Genomic DNA, 22833 nt, shown 5'->3' with positions numbered 1-22833 from the left:
AAAGCAAAACAAACAATCTGTACATTTCATTTATACATAATGAAAGCAGACAAGCATCATTTCCGTTTTTCCAAATACATCCAGAATCAAAAAAAACGCGCAACGCACTGACTTCCCCACGTAAATTCCAGATTCTCGCAGCCTCATTGCCACCAGTTTTCGGGCAAGGAAAGAATCATACCTGTCACCTCACCATAATTCTTCGTCCCCGACGGGATACGGTTTCCTTTCAGGTACCAGTTATAGACAGCATCCTGTACCGCACCTATCCACGGGCTATACCGTTCTCCCCAATAAATTTCTTTCGCGCGGAGTTCCCGCATAATGTCGGGACGGATATGGTTTGCCCATTCTTTACAGCCGGCTTCGCCCAATATCCGATAAGCGTCCCTATATATATAAGGTAGCAAACCGAAGTATCCGCAATAGCGCACGTACCTATTTGCGGAGCGGACGCAAACCTGATACGCCCAGAAATTGGCTTCGGCTTCCTGGCTCACACCCAGCAGGTGGGAAAGCTCGTGGGCGTATGTAAACGGGTATTGTGCCGGAAGCAATTCGTGATTGACGTGCGACTCATCAAAGAAAGGTCCCATATAGCCCAGCACACCGACTTTCGAATACAATCCGTTTACCAAAGAGCGTTTCGGATGCTGAAAGTCTTTCGGAACGGTCAGCCCGAACCGCTCCGGCACATGCCGGTATATCCGTTTCACCTCGTTTTGCATTCCGGTTTCAGATAAGGACATCTGTACACCATACGTGGCATTCAAGCTATCGGTATAGGCTTCGAGAAAACGATGAAACCGTGCCTCTTCATACGAAACACGCGCTACGCCCGAACGGGAAAAGAAATCATTCCGGAAGTAATTCATGCCCCAGCCCCAATAGAACCAGACGTAAACCCACACCAACACTTCCACTTCACGCCCTAAGATGTGCCATCCGCTCCGTTTCTTCCGCCGTGCCACAAAAGGATAAACCAGCAGGAAGCCTCCAATCCCGATAACCGTCACTTCGCAAAGCGAGAACGGAACTACCGAAGCCACACCCGAAAGGCAAACGGAAAGCCCAGGATATACCTCCCGTGCGTACCATTCTCCGGCACCGGGTATCCAACGGAACATCCACACACCTATCAGAAGCAGAGCCAGTACCGCCCAACGAATATATCGGAATCGAATGTATTTCATGAATGCAAAGTTATCATTTTCGGAATTAATTCTTTACTTTTGCGGAGAATTTTAATAACAGAAAATGAGGCACAAATCTTTATGTTTCCAACTTTAAAACGCAGATTAACGCAGATTCTCACAGATAGGGGAAATAATAATCTGCGAAAATTTGCGCTAATCTGCGTTTCATAAAGACATCTGCTTACTTGACAAAACAATAAGACTATGGTTCTGAACTACATCTGGATTGCTTTCTTCGTGCTGGCTTTTATTGTTGCCACAATACGGCTGGTATTCTTTGGTGACGCGGAGGTATTCCCCGACATCATCAACTCCACCTTTGCCTCTTCCAAGTCGGCCTTTGAGATTTCCCTCGGGCTGACCGGTGTACTGGCACTTTGGATGGGCATCATGCGCATTGGCGAGCAAGGCGGAGTCATCGCCCTTTTCTCGCGCGTGCTTAGCCCTTTGTTTTCCAAACTCTTTCCCGATATTCCTAAAGGACATCCCGTAACGGGAAGCATCTTTATGAACATGGCGGCCAATATGTTGGGATTGGACAATGCCGCCACGCCCCTCGGACTCAAGGCAATGGAAGGCTTGCAAGAACTGAATCCGAAGAAAGATACCGCCACCAACCCAATGATTATGTTCCTGGTGATAAACACTTCGGGACTGACCCTGATACCTATCAGCATCATGGTCTACCGCGCCCAGCTGGGGGCGGCACAACCCACCGATGTATTCGTGCCGATACTCATCGCCACCTTTATTTCCACCCTTGCCGGTATCATTGCCGTGGCTCTTTACCAGCGCATCAACCTTTTGAACCGCACGATTCTGCTCTTTTTAGGAGGAGCAATCGCATTCATAACAGGCATCATCTGGTTCTTCAGCACCTTGTCGCAAGACCAAATCGACCTCTACTCTACCACCTTTGCCAATGTGTTCCTGTTCGTGATTATCATCGGCTTCATCGTGGCGGGCATCCGCAAGAAAGTGAATGTGTACGATGCGTTCATCGAAGGAGCAAAGGAAGGGTTTACCACCGCCGTGCGCATCATTCCGTACCTGGTGGCGATACTGGTGGCTATCGGCGTGTTCCGTGCTTCGGGGTGTATGGATTACTTGACCCAAGGCATCGCCTCGCTGGTAGAGATGTGTGGGCTGGATAGCGATTTCGTAGGCGCGCTTCCTACGGCTCTGATGAAACCGTTAAGCGGAAGCGGTGCACGCGGATTGATGGTAGATACCATGAGCACCTACGGAGCAGATTCATTCGTAGGACGGTTGGCATGTATCTTCCAAGGCTCTACCGACACCACGTTTTATATCCTTGCGGTGTACTTCGGAAGCGTAGGCGTAGCAAAGACCCGCCATGCCGTACCTTGCGGCTTGCTTGCAGACTTTGCGGGCATCCTTGCCGCGATATTCGTTTGCTATTTATTCTTCTGATTTAATAAAACGCAGAGTTTCGCAAATTTTCACAGATGACTATCTGTTTATTTCATATAAGAAATCCGCGTTAATCGGCGAAAATCTGAGTTTCAATACGATAACTTAAACAAGCCAACTATGATTACGTATCAGACCGAGGGGGTGGAAATGCCCCACATCAAGAAAAGAGAGACTACAGAATGGGTGAAAGCCGTCGCCCAAACGTATGGGAAGAAGGTGGGAGAAATAGCCTACATCTTCTGCTCCGATGAGAAGATATTGGAGGTGAACCGCCAATACCTGCAACACGATTATTACACCGACATCATCACCTTCGACTATTCCGAAGGAAACCGCATTGCGGGCGACCTGTTTATCAGCCTCGACACGGTGCGCACCAATGCCGAACAATTCAATGCCCCGTATGACACCGAGCTGCACCGCGTCATCATCCATGGCATCCTGCACCTGTGCGGCATCAACGACAAGGGTCCGGGCGAGCGCGAAATCATGGAAGCCGCCGAGAACAAGGCACTCGCCCTGCTGGCGGAAATGGGTTGACGTGATTCACCACGGAGGACACAGAGGCGCACAGAGTCTTTTAAGCTTTTAAATTTTCCTCTGTGGGCTCTGTGGTAAAATAGGTATGTTCCTTTAAAATGCACAATTTCATACCGCGTAAAGTATAACATAGATTGCACGCGGTGTTCTCCCCAACGACGAGACAACACCGAATTTCTATTTGTTTTCAGAATGAAGTATCATCCTTATATTGAACACCCAGAGTGTCGCTATCGGCCGGTTCGTATAGGTCTTCTTTCGTCAGACCTCTTAACTCCATGTATTGCTTCATGATACCCCTGATCATCTGGGCTGACGTGCGCACAGATCCAACGGTATAGTTAAACATGAAAATAAATTTCCGTACTTCCACATCGTCCAGCAATATTCGAAGTGCCGTACGTAAATTTGTGCTTGAATCGTCAGTCTCCAGTTTCATGTATTCATCAGACAACCTGACATCGAGCAACATGTCCAGACATCTGGCATTGGTTTCTTCTATCTTGTCGTAAATCCTATTGGAGACGCTGAAATAGCTTCCCACGAATCCCATCAGCGCATCGTCCTGCCCGCTACCCCAAGCCACATTGCTATTAATGTACAGCTGTTCTACGGTGTTATCCCTGATATTTAAATTGATGTTGCCAAGCTGTTGAAACAGAGAGTCTATCTTAGCGGTGTCGCCCTGCGCGATTCCGTTGGGATACAAGCTTAACCCATACATCAAGAGTTGCTGTTTCGTTTTCAGCTGTTCCGCCACGTTTTCAAAGTAGTTTGCGGTCCTGTCCATTTCCTGCAAGAGCTTTTTGATGGCTATTTTTTCTGTTTCATGACTCTTATAATTTTCTACGGCAGTCCTTGTCCCAAAGGTCAGTATAATGCCGATTGTGGTTCCCACCAATCCGCTCAGGGTATTGCGGAGCAACGGAGAAAGTTTTATTTTCATCGTTTTATCATTTAAAATTGTTTCAACATTGTGCGAAGATAACACAAAAAAGTAAGATACTGAGCAAATCACAGAAATATGATTAAAAGTTAACGATTTATGAGGTTTTGACGATTTTGGAGAATGCCAAATAAAACCTACGAAAACCAACTTGAACCCAAATTATTTGGTTTTGCCATCTGTTTTTATAGTGGAACAAAATTGATTTGCGAAAATCATTCAATGCAATGTCATCCTAAACAAAGCAAAGGATATCATTTTATAATATAACAATTACTCTCTTATTTCGCATCAACATAACCGCTTTCACCGACACAGCTAATCAACTTTCCAATCCTATGGAGTCAGGACTGCAATCCCAACGTACCGGGACTCCAGTCCTGGACTATATAGGACTGCAGTCCTTGCCTATTAGGATTTAGGGAGGACTGAGGAGCCAAGGACTAAGCACCTATATGCATCGGACGGCGCAATAGAATCTCTTTCTCTTTTTGACTTATTCCATAGCTTAACCCACCTTTTTTTCGTATTTTTGTGCCGTATATTAAAATGTAAAGACGAATGGATTTTAACTACGACGTGATTGTAATCGGGGCGGGACATGCCGGATGCGAAGCCGCGGCGGCTTCCGCCAACTTAGGTTCGAAGACCTGCCTCATTACGATGGACATGAACAAGATTGCCCAGATGAGCTGCAACCCTGCCGTGGGCGGAATCGCCAAAGGCCAAATCGTAAGGGAAATTGACGCGCTGGGCGGATATATGGGAATCGTGACCGACCGCACCGCTATCCAGTTCCGGATGCTCAACCGCTCGAAAGGACCTGCCATGTGGAGTCCCCGCGCCCAGTGCGACCGGGCGAAGTTCATCTGGACCTGGCGCGAGATACTGGAAAACATCCCCAACCTGCATATCTGGCAAGACACGGTAGAAGAACTGCTGGTAGAAGACGGAGAAGTAAAAGGAGTGGTCACCTGCTGGGGTGTCACCTTCCACGCACGGTGTGTCATCCTTACCGCAGGCACGTTCCTGAACGGACTGATGCACATCGGACGCAAGATGCTCGCCGGAGGACGGTGCGCCGAACCGGCTTCGTATCACCTGACCGAGTCTATCACCCGCCACGGCATTACTGCCGGACGGATGAAGACAGGTACGCCCGTACGCATTGATGCACGGAGCGTAGACTTCTCGCTCATGGAAACGCAAGACGGGGAAAATGATTTCCATAGCTTCTCGTTCCTAAGCGAACCGCGCCACCTGAAGCAATTGCAATGCTGGACATGTTATACGAACGAGGAAGTACACGCCGTATTGCGGAGCGGGCTTGCCGACTCTCCTCTCTACAACGGGCAAATCCAAAGCATCGGTCCGCGCTATTGCCCCAGCATCGAGACCAAAATCGTGACTTTCCCCGACAAGCCGCAACACCAGTTGTTCTTGGAACCCGAAGGCGAAACGACCCGCGAGCTTTACCTGAACGGCTTCTCGTCTTCGCTCCCGATGGACATCCAGTTTGCCGCCCTGCGTAAGATACCATGCTTCCGCAACGTAGTGGCTTACCGTCCGGGCTATGCCATCGAATACGATTATTTCGACCCCACCCAGCTCACGCATACGCTGGAATCGAAGGTCATCAAGAACCTGTTCTTCGCCGGACAAGTGAACGGCACTACCGGATACGAAGAGGCAGGCGGGCAAGGCATCATTGCCGGCATCAATGCACACCAGAACTGCACCGGAGGAGAGCCGTTCGTATTGGGAAGGGACGAGGCTTACATCGGCGTGCTGATAGACGACCTTGTGACAAAAGGCGTGGACGAGCCGTACCGCATGTTTACTTCACGCGCCGAATACCGCATCTTGCTCCGTCAGGACGATGCCGACATGCGCCTTACCGAACGGGCTTACCGCCTCGGTCTTGCCAAGCGCGACCGCTACGACATGCTTTGCCGCAAGCGGGAAATGATACAGCATCTGGTCGAGTTTGCCAAGACCTACTCCATCAAAGCTGATAAAATCAACGACACGCTGGAGAGTCTGGGCACGGCAAGGCTTGCCCACGGATGCAAGTTAATCGACCTGCTGAGCCGTCCGCAAATCACCATCGAAAACATCGCGCCGCACATCCCCGCCTTCCAAGCCGAACTGGATAAAGTGACCGACCGGAAAGAAGAAACCCTCGAAGCCGCGGAGGTGCTGATAAAATACCAAGGCTACATCGACCGCGAACGGATGATAGCCGACAAGATACACCGGCTGGAAAGCATCAAGATAAAGGGACGGTTCGACTACGCCAACCTGAACTCGCTCTCCACCGAAGCACGTCAGAAGCTTATCAAGATAGATCCCGAGACGCTGGCACAGGCAAGCCGCATACCGGGCATCTCGCCCAGCGACATCAACGTGCTCCTTGTCCTGCTGGGCAGATAAAGCACAATGTTTCACGTGAAACAACAAGTTTAAGAAACAATCATAAAACACTGGCTATGAACAAAGAAACATTAAGAAAAAATCTAAGAGAAATCCCAGACTTCCCCAAGCCGGGAATCTTGTTCTACGACGTAACCACGCTCTTTAAAAATGCGGAGTGCCTGCAAGGGCTCATCGACGAATTGTACGAGATGTACAAGGACAAAGGCATCACCAAAGTAGTAGGCATCGAGTCGAGAGGCTTTATTCTTGGCGGAGCCTTGGCGGCACGGTTAGGCGCCGGTTTCATCATGGCACGCAAGCCGGGCAAGCTTCCCGCCGAAGTCATCGAAGAGACCTACGCCAAAGAATACGGAACCGATACCATCCAAATCCATCGCGATGCCATCGATGAAAACGATGTAGTGCTTCTTCACGATGACCTGCTCGCCACGGGAGGCACCATGGCGGCTACTCATCGGCTGGTTAAGAAATGCGGAGCCAAGCAAGCCTACATCAACTTCGTCATTGAGCTGAAAGGGCTGAACGGACGTAAGGCATTCCCCGAAGACGTGGAAGTAACTACCCTCTTGCAATTATAATCAGCAGGGACTAGTTAACCAGGTACTAGGGACTAGGTTTTAATACCTCCGTTGATGTGGCGAAGAAAGCTTTAGTATCTACTAAGACCTAGTACCTAGTCTACTAGTCACCTCAAACGAACTACGAAAATGGAAGAACTGAAGACCAACGAATACTTGCGGGGAATCGTAATGAACCTGCCAACCAGCCCGGGCATCTACCAATACCTGAATGCAGAGGGAACCATCATCTATGTGGGGAAGGCAAAGAACCTGAAGCGCCGTGTCTACTCGTATTTTTCGAAAGACCACCACTCGGCAAAAACCCGTATTCTGGTGAGCAGGATAGCCGACATACGCTACATCGTGGTAAACACGGAAGAAGATGCGCTCCTGCTCGAAAACAACCTTATCAAGAAATACAAGCCCCGCTACAACGTCTTGCTGAAAGATGACAAAAGCTATCCTTCCATTTGCGTAAGCAACGAATACTTTCCGCGTGTATTCAAGACACGGAAGATTGTGCGCGACGGTTCCACCTACTTCGGACCTTATACCCATTTCCCTTCCATGCAAGCCATGCTCGACCTTATCAAGAGACTGTACCCTCTCCGTACTTGCCACCTGGCTCTCACACCCGAAAACATTCAGGCGGGCAAATTCAGGGTCTGCCTGGAATATCACATCAAGAATTGCAAAGGTCCCTGCATAGGAGCGCAATCGCACGAAGAATATATGGCAAACATTGCATCCATTAAAGAACTGCTAAAGGGAAACACGCAAAAAGTGAGCCAAGGGATGATGCAGGAAATGATGCGGCTTGCCGACGAAATGCGGTTTGAAGAAGCACAGCTCATCAAAGAGAAATACGAGCTGATTGAGAATTACCGGTCGAAAAGCGAAGTAGTAAGTTCGGTGTTGCACAACATCGATGTATTTTCCATCGAAGACGACGAGCAATCCGCCTACATCAACTATCTGCACATCACCAACGGGTGTATCAACCAAGCCTTCACGTTCGAATACAAAAAGCGGCTGGAGGAAACAAAAGAAGAACTGCTGGAGATGGGCATCGTAGAAATGCGCGAACGCTACAAAAGCCAGTCGAAAGAAATCATCGTGCCGTTCGAGTTAGATTTGGAAATGGAAGGCGTAACTTTCACCATTCCCCAGCGGGGCGACAAGAAGCATCTGCTGGAGTTGTCCATCCTCAACGTAAAGCAATACAAAGTAGACCGGCTGAAGCAAGCCGAAAAATTGAATCCCGAACAACGCAGTGTCCGTCTGCTAAAGGAAATCCAGGAACAACTGCACATGGAGAAAATTCCCCTTCACATCGAGTGCTTCGACAATTCCAACATCCAGGGAGCGGATGCCGTAGCAGCTTGCGTGGTATTCAAGAAAGGACGCCCCAGCAAACAGGACTACCGAAAATACATCATCAAGACAGTAGTAGGTCCCGACGATTATGCTTCGATGCAAGAAGTGGTACGCCGCCGCTACACACGCATTCTGGAAGAGCAAGGAGAATTGCCCGACCTGATTCTAACCGATGGCGGCAAAGGACAGATGGAAGTGGTGCGCCAAGTCATCGAAGACGAACTCAGTCTGCATATCCCGATAGCCGGACTTGCCAAAGACAACAAGCACCGCACTTCGGAAATTCTCTTCGGCTTTCCACCCAGAAACATCGGGCTCAAGCAGGGGACTCCCCTCTTCCACTTATTGGAAAACATACAGAATGAAGTCCACCGCTTTGCCATCACTTTCCACCGCGACAAGCGGAGCAAAAGCCAGATTGCCTCGGCACTGGACGGCATCAAGGGCGTAGGCAAAATGCGTAAGGAAGCGCTGCTGAAACATTTCAAGAGCGTGGCACGCATCAAGAAAGCCTCGCTGGAAGAACTCGCCGAAGTGGTAGGGATGAGCGTGGCGCAAACCATCAAAGAGACTTTGTGAGTTTTTGAGTTTGTGAGTTTTTGAGTTTGTGAGTTTTTGAGTTTTTGAGTTTGTGAGTTTAAGGAGTTTGTAGGTTAAAACATGAAGAGCTCGAAAAACGAAAGAACTAACAAACTCAAAAACCAACAAACTTACAAACTAAAATTGTATCTTTGCGAAAAACCTAAAAACCGATATGAGAGTAGTAATCCAACGTGTAAGCCATGCATCGGTCACCATCAACGGGACGTGCAGATCGGCTATTAAGGAAGGCTTCCTCGTCCTGCTTGGCATCGAGGAAGCCGACGGACAAGAAGATGCAGACTGGCTATGCAAGAAAATCGTCAACCTGCGTGTATTTGATGACGAGAACGGAGTGATGAACAAATCCATTCTGGAAGCAGGAGGCGATATCATCGTCGTCAGCCAGTTTACCCTGATGGCTTCTACCAAGAAGGGGAACCGTCCTTCATACATCCGCGCCGCCAGGCACGAAACCGCCATTCCTCTCTACGAATACTTCTGCAACGAACTGAGCATCGCCTTAGGCAAGCAGGTAGGTACCGGCGAATTCGGAGCCGACATGAAAGTAGAATTGCTGAACAACGGTCCCGTCACGATATGTATGGATACGAAGAATAAGGAATAAAAAACAATCCAGTTGACAAGGTAACAAGTTGACGAGTTAACAAGGCTCTAAATACCTTGCATAACAATTCAAGACCTTGTTCCCTTGTCAACTCGTTAACTTGTCAACTAAATAATTATGACAATCGAAGAAGCACAGAAAACAGTCGATAACTGGATAAAGACCTACGGCGTACGCTACTTCAGCGAACTGACCAATATGGCGGTACTGACCGAGGAAGTTGGCGAACTGGCACGCATCATGGCACGCACCTATGGCGACCAGTCGTTCAAGGAAGGCGAGAAACACGACCTGGGCGACGAAATGGCAGACGTACTTTGGGTGCTGCTCTGCCTTGCCAACCAAACGGGCGTAAACCTGACCGAAGCCTTCCGGAAAAACCTGGAAAAGAAAACCAACCGTGACAAAGAAAGACATCTGAACAATCCTAAACTGAAAACAATATGAGCAACCACGAAGAATTTGAAAGCGAACTCTTCCAGAATATGGAAATGGAGGACAAAGAAAACCTAAGCCAAGCCAACAAATACGACATGGCATTGGGGAAATACAACACCGCACTGAAAGACGATGAGATTGCTACAAAGACCAAACATCTCCTCGACAAATACGCGGCAGAGAACAACACGCTTGATGTAAAGAAATTCCTCTTCAACTGCATCGACCTTACGACACTGAAATGCACCGATAGCGAAGAGAGCGTGATGAAATTCACCAAGCGGGTCAATGCATTCGATGACGAGCATCCCGACCTGAAAAACGTTGCCGCCATCTGTGTCTATCCCAATATGGCGGAAATCGTACACGATACGCTAGAAGCCGACCGCGTAAAGATAGCGTGTGTATCGGGAGGATTCCCCTCTTCACAGACATTCACCGAAGTGAAAGTGGCGGAAACAGCCATGGCACTCCATGCCGGAGCCGATGAAATCGACATCGTGATTCCGGTAGGCAAATTCCTTTCAGGCGACTATGAAGGCATGTGCGACGAGATTCAGGAACTGAAAGACGTATGTGGTGAAAAGCACCTGAAAGTTATCTTGGAAACAGGCGCGTTAGGCTCTGCCGAGAATATCAAAAAAGCATCCATTCTCGCCATGTATTCGGGAGCCGACTTCATCAAGACTTCTACCGGGAAAGAGAAGCCTGCCGCTACGCCCGAAGCAGCCTACGTGATGTGCCAAGCCATTAAGGAATACTTTCTGGAAACCGGACGCAAAGTAGGATTCAAGCCTGCCGGAGGCATCAACACGGTACATGATGCGGTGGTATATTATACGATCGTAAAAGAACTGTTGGGCAAGGAATGGCTCACCAATGAACTGTTCCGCCTCGGCACCAGCCGCCTTGCCAACCTGCTTCTTTCCGACATCCTGGGAGAAGACACAAAGTTCTTCTAATTTGAAGTATTAATATATAACGAACAACAAATAACGGTCTAATCATTATTTGTTGTCCGTTATTAACGATTCAATGTTAATTATTAATGTCACACTATGAACACAAGAAAACTTCTATCAGCAATTATATGCTTCCTTTTACCTCTCGCACTGGTTGCCAATCCTATTAAAGGGTTGTTGGAACGTATCGCCCCCGGAGCTTCACAAAAATTCATCATTCAGCTCCAGAAGAACGCAGATACCGACTTCTTCGAATTGGACCAAAAAGGAAACAAAATTGTGGTACGCGGAAACACCTACGTAAACATTGCTTCCGGACTGAACTGGTACTTGAAATACTATGCCGGCATCCACCTTTCGTGGAACAACATGACGGCAGAACTGCCCGCTTCTCTCCCACCCGTCACCAAGCCCGAACGACATGAAACCAACCTAAGCCTGCGCTACGACTTCAACTATTGCACCTACTCGTATACCATGGCTTTCTGGGACTGGGCACGCTGGGAAAAGGAAATCGACTGGATGGCACTGCATGGCATCAACCTTCCGCTTGCCGCCGTGGGACAGGAATGTGTATGGCGCAACATGCTTGCCAGACTGGGCTACACAAAAGAAGAAACCAACCGCTTCATTGCCGGTCCGGCGTTCCTTGCCTGGTGGGCGATGAATAACCTCGAAGGATGGGGCGGGCCGAATCCCGACAGCTGGTACACGCAGCAGGAAGCCTTGCAAAAGAAAATCCTGAAACGGATGCGCGAATACGGTATCGAGCCGGTACTGCCGGGATACTCGGGCATGGTTCCTCATGACGCTCACCAGAAACTGGGACTGAACGTGACCGAACCGGAATTGTGGAACGGTTTCACCCGTCCGGCATTCTTAATGCCTACCGACGAGCGGTTTGCCGAAATCGCTGCCCTCTATTACGAGGAACAAGAGAAACTCTTCGGCAAAGCCAACTACTATTCAATGGATCCTTTCCACGAATTAGAGAATGCCGGAGAAGTTGATTTCGATGAAGCCGGTAAGGCGATAATGGATGCGATGAAGCAAGTCAACCCGAAAGCCGTCTGGGTGGTGCAAGGCTGGACCGAGAACCCACGTCCGGAAATGATGAAGAACCTGAAGAACGGCGACCTGCTTATCCTTGACCTCTTCAGCGAATGCCGTCCCATGTGGGGCATCCCTTCTATTTGGAAGCGCGAGAAAGGATACGAGCAACACGACTGGCTGTTCTGTATGCTGGAGAACTTCGGAGCCAATGTTGGGCTGCACGGGCGCATGGACCAACTGCTGAATAACTTCTACCTGACCAAAAACAACCCGCTTGCCGCCCACTTGAAAGGCATCGGCCTGACCATGGAAGGCAGCGAAAACAATCCGGTGATGTTCGAATTGATGTGCGAATTGCCGTGGCGTCCCAAGAAAATCACCAAGGAAAGCTGGCTGAAAGAGTATCTGGCTGCCCGCTATGGAGCAAAAGACGAAAAGATAGAACAGGCATGGATGATTCTTGCAGACGGCATCTACAACTGTCCCTTCGGAAACAACCAGCAAGGACCTCACGAATCCATCTTCTGCGGACGTCCCAGCATGAACAACTTCCAAGTATCGAGCTGGTCGAAGATGGAAAACTATTACGACCCTACCTCTACCGAGGCCGCCGCACGCCTGATGCTGGAAGCAGCCGACAAGTTCCGGGGCAACAACAATTTCGAATACGACCTGGTGGACATCGTGCGCCAGGCACTTGCCGACCGCGGACGAATCGTCTACAATCGGGCGATAGCCGACTTCAAGAGCTTTGACAAGCGCAGCTATGCACGCCATTCGAAAGAATTCCTCGACCTTTTGTTGGCACAAGACTGCCTGCTTGCCACCCGTAGCGAATTCCGCGTAGGACGCTGGATAAACCAGGCACGCAGCTTGGGCAACACACCCGAAGAAAAAGACCTGTACGAATGGAACGCCCGTGTGCAAATCACTACATGGGGCAACCGCGAGTGTGCCGATAAGGGCGGCTTGCGCGACTATGCCCACAAGGAATGGAACGGTATCTTGAAGGACTTCTACTACAAGCGTTGGGCGGCATGGTGGGAAATGCTGCAAGGCGTATTGGACGGCGGAGAGATGCAGGACATCGACTGGTACGCCATGGAAGAGCCGTGGACCTTGCAGCACAATCCGTACAAGGCTGAAGCGGAAGGCGACTGCATCGACACCGCCCGCGAAGCAATGTCGCTTCTCACCACAGATTACACAGATTAATATAATTGAAACGCAGATTTTTCGCAGATTAAGAAGCTGTTTTGAATTTCTCCAAAAAGTTTTTCTTGGCTTGATGCATCCGTTTTCGTGTGTGCTTTGGGCGATTTTTTGGTCCTTTCCGCTCCTGTTCTTCGTCAGATAGCCCGCTATCTTCCTCATCACAGAAGCGAAAATGCCTCAAAAACTCATCCCAAATCATCGCACGATAAATTCAAAACAGCTTCTAACGCAGAATAGACAGACAAATAAAATGACAATCTGCGAAAATCCGCGTTAATCTGCGTTTCAATTTAATAGAACCATTTATATGAAACAACGCCTTCTCTCTCTCGATGTCCTGCGGGGCATCACCGTATTCGGCATGATTGTGGTCAACAATGCCGGAGGGGAATATTCGTACGACTCGCTCCGCCACTCCGTTTGGAACGGACTGACGCCGTGCGACCTTGTGTTCCCCTTTTTCCTCTTCATCATGGGAATATCCACTTACATCGCTCTACGCAAATTCCAGTTCCAACCCTCCCCTGCCGTCCTACGGAAAATCATGCGGCGTACCCTGCTCATCTTCCTCATCGGTTGGGGCATCTACTGGTTCGAGTTTGCGTGCGAAGGCGACTTCCTGCCCTTTGCCCATATCCGCATCTTGGGCGTGCTGCCGCGCATTGCTTTGTGCTACGGCATTGTCTCGCTGCTTGCCATTTACGTACGCCCCAAAGGACTGGCGTGGATAGCCGGTATCCTGCTGTTTGGCTATGCGCTCCTGCTCCAGTGGGGAAACGGTTACGCAATGGATTCTACCAACATCCTTGCCATCTGGGACACAAAGGTCTTGGGTTACGAGCACCTGTACCATAAAAGCCCCGTCGACCCCGAAGGGCTGACCAGCACCCTCGCTGCCATCGCCCACACGATTATCGGTTTTCTCTGCGGACGGCTGATTATGGAGACGCAAGACTTAGGACAGAAAATTGTGAAGCTCTTCGTTGCCGGATTCCTGCTGGCTGCTGCCGGATTCCTGCTCGTGGAATGGTTGCCGCTAAACAAGCGCATCTGGTCGCCCAGCTATGCCCTCGCCACGTGTGGAATGGCGGCGATGCTCCAGGCTACGCTGCTTTACTTCATCGACGCACAAGGGAAGAAACGCTGGTGCCGCATCTTCGAGGTATTCGGGGTCAACCCGCTCTTCCTCTACGTGCTGAGCGAGCTGACCGCAGTGGTGCTCAACGTCACGGAGTGCAAGCCCGCCGTCTACGGAGCCATCCACAGCGTCATCGGCAATCCTTATGTAGCCTCCGCCGTCTACTCCCTGCTCTTCGTGAGCGTAATGGGAGCCATCGGATATCCGTTGTACAAGAAAAAGATATATATTAAAATATAAGGAGTTATAAGGAGTTAAAGGAGTTATCACTCCGCTTCGCTCCGTTAGGAGTTAAAAGACAATACCGTTGCAAATGTGAGCCATAACAAGACTATTGGCTTTTAACTCCTAAGCCCGCTAAAGCGGGCGATAACTCCTCTAACTCCTTCTAACTCACTAAAAAACATCAACGCCATGAAACGATTCAATCCCAACAGCCTTTGGGTTTTGCTGCTGACGGCATTCCTGCCGTCATGCACATCCCCAACTATTCCGGACAGATTGAGCTGTATCGACACCCGTGTGGGAACAGCAGCCAGCGTCACCCGCACAGCCGGCATGTTCGGCAAGCATACCGAAGAATACGGACAGACTCTGCCCGCCGTGCTCGAACCGAACGGCATGAACTTCTGGACACCACAGACACAAGACACCGAACTGAAGTGCATCGCCCCGTATTACTACCGCGACTCGCTGATGCAAGGCTTCCGCAACTCGCACTGGATAGTGGGCGGATGCACGCAAGACTATGGCTCGATGACCCTCGCGGCACTAAGCGGCACGCTGCGCTGCACACCCGAAGCACGCGCCACACGCTTCTCACACGACGATGAGACAGCAACCCCCTCCTACTACGCCATAACCCTGCCCGACGAGCACCTGAAGGCGGAAATGACCGGACGCTCGCGTGCCGCTATCTTCCGCTTCACTTACGAACAAAAAGGCAACGCCTACTTAGTGGTCAACCCCAACAGCGACGAGGGCGAAGGCTACATCGAAATCGATACGTTGAACCGACGCATCTACGGCTACAACCCCGTGCACCGCATCTACCAAGGCTGGGGCGAAGCGGCAGGCTACAGCGGACACTTCGTCATCGAATACCAGAACCAGTCCACCGCCTTCGGCACTTTCCGTGGCGACAGTCTCTTCGCCAACCAGACCTGCATCCAGTCTGGACAAGGCATCGGCGTGTACGTGCAGTTCGCCGTGACGGAGGGCGAAACGCTGCTGGTGAAAGCCGCCTCATCGTTCACCGACCGCGAAGGCGCCCTGCGCAACCTCGCCGCCGAAATCCCACACTGGGACTTCGACCGCACCCGTCAGGAGCTTTCCGACATCTGGGAGCGGCACCTGGCAAGCATCCAGGTAAAGACCGGTGACGAGACCGCCCGGCGGAAGTTCTACACTGCCCTCTACCACGCCTCGTTCCTGCCCCGCGCCTTCAGCGATGCAGACGGACGCTACCCTTCGTTCGCCACCGGCAAGCCCATCCGCCAATTGCCTGAGGGTGAGACTTATTACGAAGACTACAGCCTATGGGATACCTACCGCGCCTTGCATCCGCTCATTAACCTCCTCCACCCCACCCGTGGCGGACAGATGATGCAGTCGTTGGTACATAAATACGAAGAGGGGGGCTGGCTTCCTATCTTCCCCTGCTGGAACAGCTATACGGCAGCGATGATAGGTGACCACTGCATTGCAGCCCTTGGAGACGCCTGCGTGAAAGGCATCCGTAATTTCGATGTGCAGAAAGCCTACGAAGGGATGCGCCGCAATGCTTTTGAAAGCCCTGCCACGCACGAAGAATACGTCAACGGAATGGGCCGCCGCGCTCTGCAGTCGTACCTCCAGTATGGCTACATTCCACTGGAAGACAGTGTGCCCGATGCTTTCCACGTCCGCGAACAAGTATCGCGTACGTTGGAATACGCTTACGATGATTTTGTCCTTGCCCAAGTGGCGAAACGCTTAGGCAAGACAGAGGATTATGAGACTCTGATGCGCCGTGCGCAAAACTACCGCAACGTCATCGACCCCCGTACCGGATATGCGCAAGGACGGCATGCCGACGGCACTTTCCTGAATGAAAACAACGCTTTCGGATTCGCCAAGTTCATCACTGAAGGTGCCCCTTGCCATTATACATGGTACGTTCCTCACGATCCTTATGGACTAATGGAATGCATGGGCGGGCAAGAACAGTACATTGCCAAGCTTGACTCGATGTTCAGCCAGAACCGTTATTGGCACGGCAACGAACCTTGCCACCAAGTGGCTTTCCTGTTCAACTACTCCGGCCAGCCGTGGAAAACCCAGCGGGCAGTACGCCACATCATGCAGACCGAATACCTTGATGCGCCCGGCGGTCTTTCGGGCAACGATGATGCCGGACAGATGTCAGCATGGTACGTCTTTGCCGCCCTCGGCTTCTATCCCGTCTGCCCCGGTACGCCCTACTATGCTCTGGCAAGTCCTTCATTCCAGGAAGCCGTGCTGACGTTGGAAAACGGAAACACATTCCGCCTCCTGGCACCCGAAGCCTCTGCTGAGAACATCTACATCCAACGCGTCACCCTCGACGGCAAGCCTTATACCAAGAACTACATCACCCACGAAGACATCCTTCGGGGCGGCACCATGGAGTTCGAAATGGGTCCGAAGCCTGTTCCCGGCTGGGGAAACAAGCCGGAAGACTGTCCGCCAAGAGCCTTCTGAGAGGTAGAAAATGCGAGGCGAGGGGTCGCCGCGCATTTTTCGACACCCCGAAGGTCTCCGGCGAGGGTCCGGCGCGCATTTCTATAGTGATTTAAGTAAGTATGCAAAATAAAAAATAAAATGATATTATCAGAAACACAGATTTTCGCAGATTAGCGCAGATTACTTTAATTTACGATTTGACAATTTACTATTCGAGCATTAAATCGTACTTCATAAATCGAAAAATAGTAAATCAAAAGAATCCGCGCTAATCTGCGTTAATCTGCGTTTCTGAGCTGACACATTATATAAACTAATTCTCAACATCTACTTATAACCGAATTATTCACCTAAAAACCAATTTTGATATGACTGGAATCTTTAAGACAAACCGACTGCTGCTTTTCGTGCTGGGCATCTGCCTCCTCGGTTCGTGCCAGACGAAGCAAACCAATGTGTACAATATCCTGGACTACGGAGCCACGGGCGATGGCACCACCGACGATGCCCCAGCCCTGCAACGCGCCATTGACGCCTGCTCGAAGGCAGGAGGCGGCACGGTGCTCGTCCCTGCCGGACATACCTTCTTGTGCAGCCCCTTCCGGCTCGCCTCGTATGTCGACCTGCATCTTGAACCCAATTCGTGCCTGCTGGCGAACCCCAACGAGAGCGTCTACACCGAAAGCGCATTCGGCGAAAACCGGGGCGAAGGGATGATGTGGATTAGCGGCAAAGGACTGAAAAACGTGTCCATCACCGGAACGGGAACCATCGACGGCAACGGCGTGGCATTCATGGGCAAGGAACTGGAAGACTCGTACGAACTGAAGCCCGTGACCGACTTCGACCCGCGCCCGCACGTGCTGACACTGACGGATGTCGAGAAGCTGGTTATCCGTGACGTGACCATCCGCAACAGCGCCTACTGGACCGTACATCTCATCGGCTGCCGTGACGCTTCGATAGACGGCATCAGCATTCTGAACAACCTGAAAATCCGCAACGGCGACGGCATCGACGTGGACCATTCGAAAGACGTGCGCATCGCGAACTGTTTCATCGAGTCGGGCGACGACTGCATCTGCCTGAAGAACCGCCGCGAATTCGAGCAATACGGTCCCTGCGAGGATGTAGTGGTGAGCAACTGCACAATGACCTCGCGCTCGTGCGCCATCAAGATAGGGTCTGAAAACATGGACAGCATCCGCCGCGTGCTCTTCACCAACTGCATCATCAAGGACAGCAACCGAGGCATCGGCATCCAGAACCGCGACGAAGGCACAGTAACCAACGTAGTGTTCTCGAACATGATAGTGGACTGCCGCTTCTTCTCCGACGTGTGGTGGGGAAAGGCTGAAGCCATTTACGTCACCTCCTACCCACGCGCCGTAGGCAACCACAAGGATGCCGGCTGGCGTTTCCCGAAAGGAGCGACAAAAGGCGCATGCGGCGAGGTGAGCCACATCTACTTCCATAATATCCGCTGTACGAGCGAAAACGGGGCATTTGTAGGCGGCGACACACCCGAAAAGGTAAACCACATCTACTTCGACCAAGTGTCGCTCTCGCTGCAAAAAAAGACCGCCTACGAGGGTGGTATCTACGACAAGCGTCCGTGCGACGGCGAAGGCTTCGTGCGTGGCAACACGTACGGCTTCTACATCGACACGGCTTCGGACATCCGGCTGCAGTCGTGCAACGTAGCATGGGGCACTCCCCGTCCCGACCATGCGGCAGACAATGTGAAAACGGTCAATGCCACGGGAGTGAAGGTAATGCCGTAAGCACCGTCAAGTTATACCTAAAGTTTCCGAAAACACGAATGCCCGTATTGGCAATCACAAACGCTTACATCAGCAAATGTAAACGCTTGTATCGGCCAATACGAGCATCTGTATAAGAAGCCAAAAAGAGGCGGTGCATGATGTACCGCCTCTTTTTATTGAAAAAACATATCAAAATTCAGCCTACGGCTGTTTGTCCTTTTTACTCGGTAAACCAACGCGGGTCGCCGATGCCGTTCAAATCATCCAGCAAGAGCGTGAAGTCGCCGTTTTCCGGATCGGTAAACACTTCCACAGAAGTCGCTTCAGGCGAAGTCACATCTACATCGAAGTCATTGCTGCTGAACACGCCATCGGTAGTCTTGAAAGAGTTGACAACCGTAACCGTGCCATCGGTACGGATGCCTCGTCCCGGAGTCAGACCGAAGAAAGTATTTTCTACGTTGACATTCGTGCTGTTTCCATTCGCATCTACCAGGTAACGGCTGGCATTGTTCGGTGCATTATAGAAGGTCACTCCGTTGAAATTCACTTCTGACAAGGCACATTTGCCTGCCTGGATAAAGTTATGCCCTACATTGCTAAACGTAGAATTTGTTACGTTGATAGCGCCAATGGTATACGCTGCATTGTCCACACGGAATACGGCATAGCCACCTGAACCGATGTTGGTAACCACACAATTGTCAATCGTGATAGCGTTGAAAGTCACAGCATCCGAAGCCTGCAGACGTACGATGCTTCTGTTCATGTTATCTATCATACAGTTAGTCAGCGTAAAGTCGCCGATAGTGGCACCGTTGCTTTCATTTACCAGATACTGGCAGCCGTCGTCTACAATCGTCACTCCTTCGAAACGGATATATCCGTGCGTGCCTCCGATTTCAAGCGACTTCTGGAAACTCAGCGCAGGACGTTCGCCCGGTAATGCAAAGAACGTAACAGACATGCCTTCAGGTATTGCCAACCCAGTCGCTTCGCCTGTCTCCTCATCTACTCCATGTACCTCCATCGCAGCACCGCCCGGAATACCCAGCGTCAGGCTGTAGCTTGATGCGCCTCCGGCAGCGGCTTGCGCCTGTGCGGCGAGGTCGTCAATCAGCACTTGGTCAATCAGCGTAACGCCTTCTTCCAGCGAGATCTTCAAGTCAGCGTCAGGCATCGGCGGTGTAGTGGTAGCACCGATTTCGCCACGCTTCGTCGTTCCATTATAGATAACAAACCAATATTCGGTCTGCGATTCCAGCCCGCTGATGGTGCATGCGCTTGCCGCGCGGTCATCTGCTGTTATCTGATAGGTTTGAAGAGCCGGTTCACCGGCATCGAAAGCCTCTTCAGAAGCGTACACGTCAATATGTGTAACCTCGGCATCAGCCAGCCAAGTCAGGCGTACCGTGCTTTCGGTCAAGTCTGCCGATGCCACAGAATTGAAAATCTGTTCACCATCGGTTTCAAACGAACGGCGGTCTCCATCTTCGAAATAACTCCACAATGAAGGAGACGTACCATTATTCGAGAAAGCTTTCATACGGAGAAAATAAGTAGTTTCACCGGTCAGCCCTTCCAGGATGTAAGGCGATTCGCGTACCGTATCAATCCGGGAACCTTGATGATAGTCTTCTTGATAAAGACTGTCTGTACTCAGTTCCAGGATGTAATAATCCACGCTTGAAAGACGGTCGAAAGTTACTTCGGCTGTAGTTGCCATAGCCGAAACCTGTATGTCCTGTGCCCCGAACAGACGGTTATAGCTGCTGTCGGTGCCCCAGTCATTGTCATCCACGCAGGCGGTCATTCCTGCAGAAAGAAGACCTGCCATGAATAGATATTTATAGTTGGTTTTCATATTCATATCATTTTAAAATTGGAGATTAATTAAATCCGTAAGAGTTCTTCAAGTGCCCGTTAGAATCGTTGATAGTCGTGGTATGAATAGGCCACACGTGACGGTTAACCACCGGTCCGGCAGCACCTTGGAAACCAGCATATTTATCGTAGCTGATAAGGCCGCTGCTGATGTAATTGAGCGCATCGTACGTGCTGTTGTCATCAGGAATCACCCCGTCTTTCTTCACATTGCCCCAGAAGCTGACGCTCTTATAATCGTTGGTACTTTCCGGTTCTTCGTACCAGCATACACTGGAATAGTCTACCAGATACCAAGGGTCGGCACCTGCACTTTCCTTATAATACAGGTCTGCCACATACTCATCATTTTCAATGGCGTGTTTGTAAGAATCAAGCATTTCCACGGTCTTGTCTATCAGCAATCCCCAGCGGATAAGGTCGTACTTACGTACAGCTTCACCTGCCAACTCCCAAGCACGTTCATCCACGATAGCGTCGAAGAACGACTCCTTACTTCCGGCTGCCTGGGCTACATATTGTGAAACCTTTTCGGCATTTCCGTTAAAGGCACGGCTGCGCACTTCTGCCAGAGCTTCCATAGCCGACTTACCACATGTCCCGCTACCGTTAGGTCCGTAAAGTTCGTTTACCACTTCGGCATACATCAGCAATACGTCAGAATAACGCATCACTACCCAGTTGATGCCATAACCGGTCTTTGTACTTACAGCAGCATTTTGGGCACGCCACTCTTCCGTCATCTTACGTACATCCCATTTTGCCACATAAATGCCGAAAGGAGCATTCGTAAAGGTCTGCGTAGCAGTCACATCACGCAATTCGTACGGTGCACAAGTTATGTCACGGCGCACATCTTCCGGATCGAACGACATAAAGAAAGGAGCAGTCAGCTTCACTTTTCCTGATGAATTGCTGAAGCCAAACGGGCTACCCGCCGTATTGATACGTACACCCGCCGTATACCCCATCTCACCTGAATAATTCAGTCCGTGTGCCACTTCGAAGATGTTCTCGTAATACGTCTGGTCCAGTGTCAACTGGTTGATACGATACCATTCATCTTCATAACTGGGATTCAACTGGTGTCTGCCACTGGTGATGATGGCATCCAAGCAATTTAAGGCAAGTTCATACAGTTCGCGGCGTTTCTCATCACCCGGGCGCATTGTCGGATAAGTAGGGTCACTGTATCCCAACTGGCCTTCACGCTTCTCGCTCAGGTTTACATAACCTTCTTTGGGTGTCTCACGGATGGCATAACCGGCTTCAGCCAATGCGATGCGGGCAGCCAGTCCGTATGCGAAACCTTTGGTACAATGCTCAGAAGTATAACCTGCCTCTCCTACCCACGGCAACAATTCGGCAGCTTCCTGCAAATCCACCAGCAAAGAATCCATGATGACATCACGGTCTGTCTTTTCCAAATAAAGATTGGAACCGTCACTTTTGGTGGATTCCATCTTCATGGGCACATCGCCGTAATGCTTAATTAAGTCGAAATACACCATGGCACGCAAGGTAAGTGCTTCACCCAAATAGTAGCGCATGTTTTCATTTTCACGGATTTCGGAACCGCGTATGCCCTCGATAACCAAATTGGCATTCTCGATAATCTCGAACATTTCGCTCCAGTTATTTGCCAAGCGGTTCCAATTGGGAGCATTGTAGCTGCAAAGACCGCGTTCGGAATCTGCCGTAGTAGTTTCTTGCGTCAAGGCATCTACCAGTTCAATGTCGCTGTTGGTAGAAAAGTTCAACGGAATACGGCATCCGTAAGTGTGGTCTAACACAAGTCCGGCATATACTTTGTTCAAAGCTTGTTGGGTATATCCTTCCGTATTGTATACCGTTTCGGGAAACATTTCAGAAGGAGACGTCTGGTCCAAGAAGTCGGAGCAAGATGTCAATGTTGTGGCAAAGGCCAAGCCTGCCAGTGCCCATGTCTTATATATATTTTTCATATTTCAATCCT

Annotated in this window: 17 protein-coding genes; 12 read left to right on the top strand and 5 right to left on the bottom strand. The window is 50.4% G+C overall.

The window, feature by feature from the left end:
• Positions 1–143: 143 nt before the first annotated feature.
• On the bottom strand, positions 144–1193 hold the full coding sequence (locus B5F78_RS04280; RefSeq protein ID WP_087406122.1) for a DUF3810 domain-containing protein: 1050 nt from the start codon (positions 1191–1193) through the stop codon (positions 144–146).
• Positions 1194–1400: 207 nt separating this feature from the next.
• Here B5F78_RS04280 and B5F78_RS04275 point away from each other — a divergent pair, with 207 nt between their 5' ends.
• Positions 1401–2630 carry a nucleoside recognition domain-containing protein gene (locus tag B5F78_RS04275; protein ID WP_087406121.1) on the top strand — a complete coding sequence of 410 codons (1230 nt, stop codon included), beginning with the start codon at positions 1401–1403 and terminating at the stop codon, positions 2628–2630.
• Positions 2631–2750: 120 nt separating this feature from the next.
• Positions 2751–3173 (top strand): rRNA maturation RNase YbeY, encoded by a 423-nt coding sequence (ybeY, locus tag B5F78_RS04270; RefSeq protein ID WP_087406120.1) that lies wholly within the window; start codon positions 2751–2753, stop codon positions 3171–3173.
• 187 nt (positions 3174–3360) lie between these two features.
• Here the strand turns inward: ybeY and B5F78_RS04265 are convergent, their stop codons facing one another.
• The gene (locus B5F78_RS04265; RefSeq protein WP_087406119.1) at positions 3361–4119 is read right to left on the bottom strand and encodes a hypothetical protein; all 759 of its coding nucleotides are present in this window, start codon (positions 4117–4119) and stop codon (positions 3361–3363) included.
• A gap of 561 nt (positions 4120–4680) precedes the next feature.
• Here B5F78_RS04265 and mnmG point away from each other — a divergent pair.
• The 7 genes from mnmG to B5F78_RS04230 all read left to right on the top strand — a co-directional run bounded on the left by mnmG (position 4681) and on the right by B5F78_RS04230 (position 13367).
• The gene (gene mnmG / locus B5F78_RS04260; RefSeq protein ID WP_087406118.1) at positions 4681–6552 is read left to right on the top strand and encodes a tRNA uridine-5-carboxymethylaminomethyl(34) synthesis enzyme MnmG; all 1872 of its coding nucleotides are present in this window, start codon (positions 4681–4683) and stop codon (positions 6550–6552) included.
• 56 nt (positions 6553–6608) lie between these two features.
• Positions 6609–7133 (top strand): adenine phosphoribosyltransferase, encoded by a 525-nt coding sequence (locus B5F78_RS04255; protein WP_013618373.1) that lies wholly within the window; start codon positions 6609–6611, stop codon positions 7131–7133.
• Positions 7134–7262: 129 nt separating this feature from the next.
• Complete coding sequence (gene uvrC, locus B5F78_RS04250) at positions 7263–9071, top strand: excinuclease ABC subunit UvrC (protein WP_087406117.1); 1809 nt, start codon at positions 7263–7265, stop codon at positions 9069–9071.
• Between the two features lie 175 nt (positions 9072–9246).
• Complete coding sequence (gene dtd / locus B5F78_RS04245) at positions 9247–9699, top strand: D-aminoacyl-tRNA deacylase (RefSeq protein WP_087406116.1); 453 nt, start codon at positions 9247–9249, stop codon at positions 9697–9699.
• 117 nt (positions 9700–9816) lie between these two features.
• Entirely contained in the window at positions 9817–10146 is a 330-nt protein-coding gene (locus B5F78_RS04240) for a nucleotide pyrophosphohydrolase (protein ID WP_087406115.1), read from the top strand.
• Positions 10143–11099 carry a deoxyribose-phosphate aldolase gene (deoC, locus tag B5F78_RS04235; protein WP_430746795.1) on the top strand — a complete coding sequence of 319 codons (957 nt, stop codon included), beginning with the start codon at positions 10143–10145 and terminating at the stop codon, positions 11097–11099. The genes B5F78_RS04240 and deoC overlap by 4 nt, the downstream gene beginning before the upstream one ends.
• Positions 11100–11195: 96 nt before the next feature.
• Complete coding sequence (locus B5F78_RS04230) at positions 11196–13367, top strand: alpha-N-acetylglucosaminidase (protein ID WP_087406114.1); 2172 nt, start codon at positions 11196–11198, stop codon at positions 13365–13367.
• Positions 13368–13395: 28 nt separating this feature from the next.
• Here the strand turns inward: B5F78_RS04230 and B5F78_RS17060 are convergent, their stop codons facing one another.
• Positions 13396–13566: a hypothetical protein gene (locus B5F78_RS17060; RefSeq protein WP_162608482.1), complete on the bottom strand. Its 171-nt coding sequence runs from the start codon at positions 13564–13566 to the stop codon at positions 13396–13398.
• A 108-nt stretch (positions 13567–13674) separates the two neighbouring features.
• Here B5F78_RS17060 and B5F78_RS04225 point away from each other — a divergent pair, with 108 nt between their 5' ends.
• The 3 genes from B5F78_RS04225 (at position 13675) to B5F78_RS04215 (ending at position 18992) form a co-directional block, all read left to right on the top strand.
• Entirely contained in the window at positions 13675–14745 is a 1071-nt protein-coding gene (locus B5F78_RS04225) for an acyltransferase family protein (protein WP_087406113.1), read from the top strand.
• Positions 14746–14919: 174 nt separating this feature from the next.
• Entirely contained in the window at positions 14920–17226 is a 2307-nt protein-coding gene (locus B5F78_RS04220; protein WP_204502656.1) for a GH92 family glycosyl hydrolase, read from the top strand.
• A 350-nt stretch (positions 17227–17576) separates the two neighbouring features.
• Entirely contained in the window at positions 17577–18992 is a 1416-nt protein-coding gene (locus B5F78_RS04215) for a glycoside hydrolase family 28 protein (RefSeq protein ID WP_087406112.1), read from the top strand.
• 202 nt (positions 18993–19194) lie between these two features.
• On the opposite strand, the gene B5F78_RS04210 is transcribed toward B5F78_RS04215, so the two are convergent.
• Together B5F78_RS04210 and B5F78_RS04205 are read right to left on the bottom strand one after the other, a co-directional pair.
• Positions 19195–20838: a DUF5123 domain-containing protein gene (locus B5F78_RS04210; protein ID WP_162608481.1), complete on the bottom strand. Its 1644-nt coding sequence runs from the start codon at positions 20836–20838 to the stop codon at positions 19195–19197.
• Positions 20839–20863: 25 nt separating this feature from the next.
• Positions 20864–22822 carry a RagB/SusD family nutrient uptake outer membrane protein gene (locus tag B5F78_RS04205; protein ID WP_022040533.1) on the bottom strand — a complete coding sequence of 653 codons (1959 nt, stop codon included), beginning with the start codon at positions 22820–22822 and terminating at the stop codon, positions 20864–20866.
• Positions 22823–22833 lie beyond the last annotated feature (11 nt).

The organism is Bacteroides sp. An279, from assembly GCF_002159615.1.
GTDB classification, from domain to species: Bacteria; Bacteroidota; Bacteroidia; order Bacteroidales; family Bacteroidaceae; genus Phocaeicola; species Phocaeicola intestinalis.
This window is presented reverse-complemented; position numbering and strand designations above follow the sequence as displayed.

Excerpts from the sequence above, each read along its gene's own strand:
- B5F78_RS04280 (WP_087406122.1), bottom strand. The coding sequence starts at position 1,193 with ATGAAATACATTCGATTCCGATATATTCGTTGGGCGGTACTGGCTCTG.
- B5F78_RS04275 (WP_087406121.1), top strand. The coding sequence starts at position 1,401 with ATGGTTCTGAACTACATCTGGATTGCTTTCTTCGTGCTGGCTTTTATT.
- ybeY (WP_087406120.1), top strand. The coding sequence starts at position 2,751 with ATGATTACGTATCAGACCGAGGGGGTGGAAATGCCCCACATCAAGAAA.
- B5F78_RS04265 (WP_087406119.1), bottom strand. The coding sequence starts at position 4,119 with ATGAAAATAAAACTTTCTCCGTTGCTCCGCAATACCCTGAGCGGATTG.
- mnmG (WP_087406118.1), top strand. The coding sequence starts at position 4,681 with ATGGATTTTAACTACGACGTGATTGTAATCGGGGCGGGACATGCCGGA.
- B5F78_RS04255 (WP_013618373.1), top strand. The coding sequence starts at position 6,609 with ATGAACAAAGAAACATTAAGAAAAAATCTAAGAGAAATCCCAGACTTC.
- uvrC (WP_087406117.1), top strand. The coding sequence starts at position 7,263 with ATGGAAGAACTGAAGACCAACGAATACTTGCGGGGAATCGTAATGAAC.
- dtd (WP_087406116.1), top strand. The coding sequence starts at position 9,247 with ATGAGAGTAGTAATCCAACGTGTAAGCCATGCATCGGTCACCATCAAC.
- B5F78_RS04240 (WP_087406115.1), top strand. The coding sequence starts at position 9,817 with ATGACAATCGAAGAAGCACAGAAAACAGTCGATAACTGGATAAAGACC.
- deoC (WP_430746795.1), top strand. The coding sequence starts at position 10,143 with ATGAGCAACCACGAAGAATTTGAAAGCGAACTCTTCCAGAATATGGAA.
- B5F78_RS04230 (WP_087406114.1), top strand. The coding sequence starts at position 11,196 with ATGAACACAAGAAAACTTCTATCAGCAATTATATGCTTCCTTTTACCT.
- B5F78_RS17060 (WP_162608482.1), bottom strand. The coding sequence starts at position 13,566 with ATGATTTGGGATGAGTTTTTGAGGCATTTTCGCTTCTGTGATGAGGAA.
- B5F78_RS04225 (WP_087406113.1), top strand. The coding sequence starts at position 13,675 with ATGAAACAACGCCTTCTCTCTCTCGATGTCCTGCGGGGCATCACCGTA.
- B5F78_RS04220 (WP_204502656.1), top strand. The coding sequence starts at position 14,920 with ATGAAACGATTCAATCCCAACAGCCTTTGGGTTTTGCTGCTGACGGCA.
- B5F78_RS04215 (WP_087406112.1), top strand. The coding sequence starts at position 17,577 with ATGACTGGAATCTTTAAGACAAACCGACTGCTGCTTTTCGTGCTGGGC.
- B5F78_RS04210 (WP_162608481.1), bottom strand. The coding sequence starts at position 20,838 with ATGAAAACCAACTATAAATATCTATTCATGGCAGGTCTTCTTTCTGCA.
- B5F78_RS04205 (WP_022040533.1), bottom strand. The coding sequence starts at position 22,822 with ATGAAAAATATATATAAGACATGGGCACTGGCAGGCTTGGCCTTTGCC.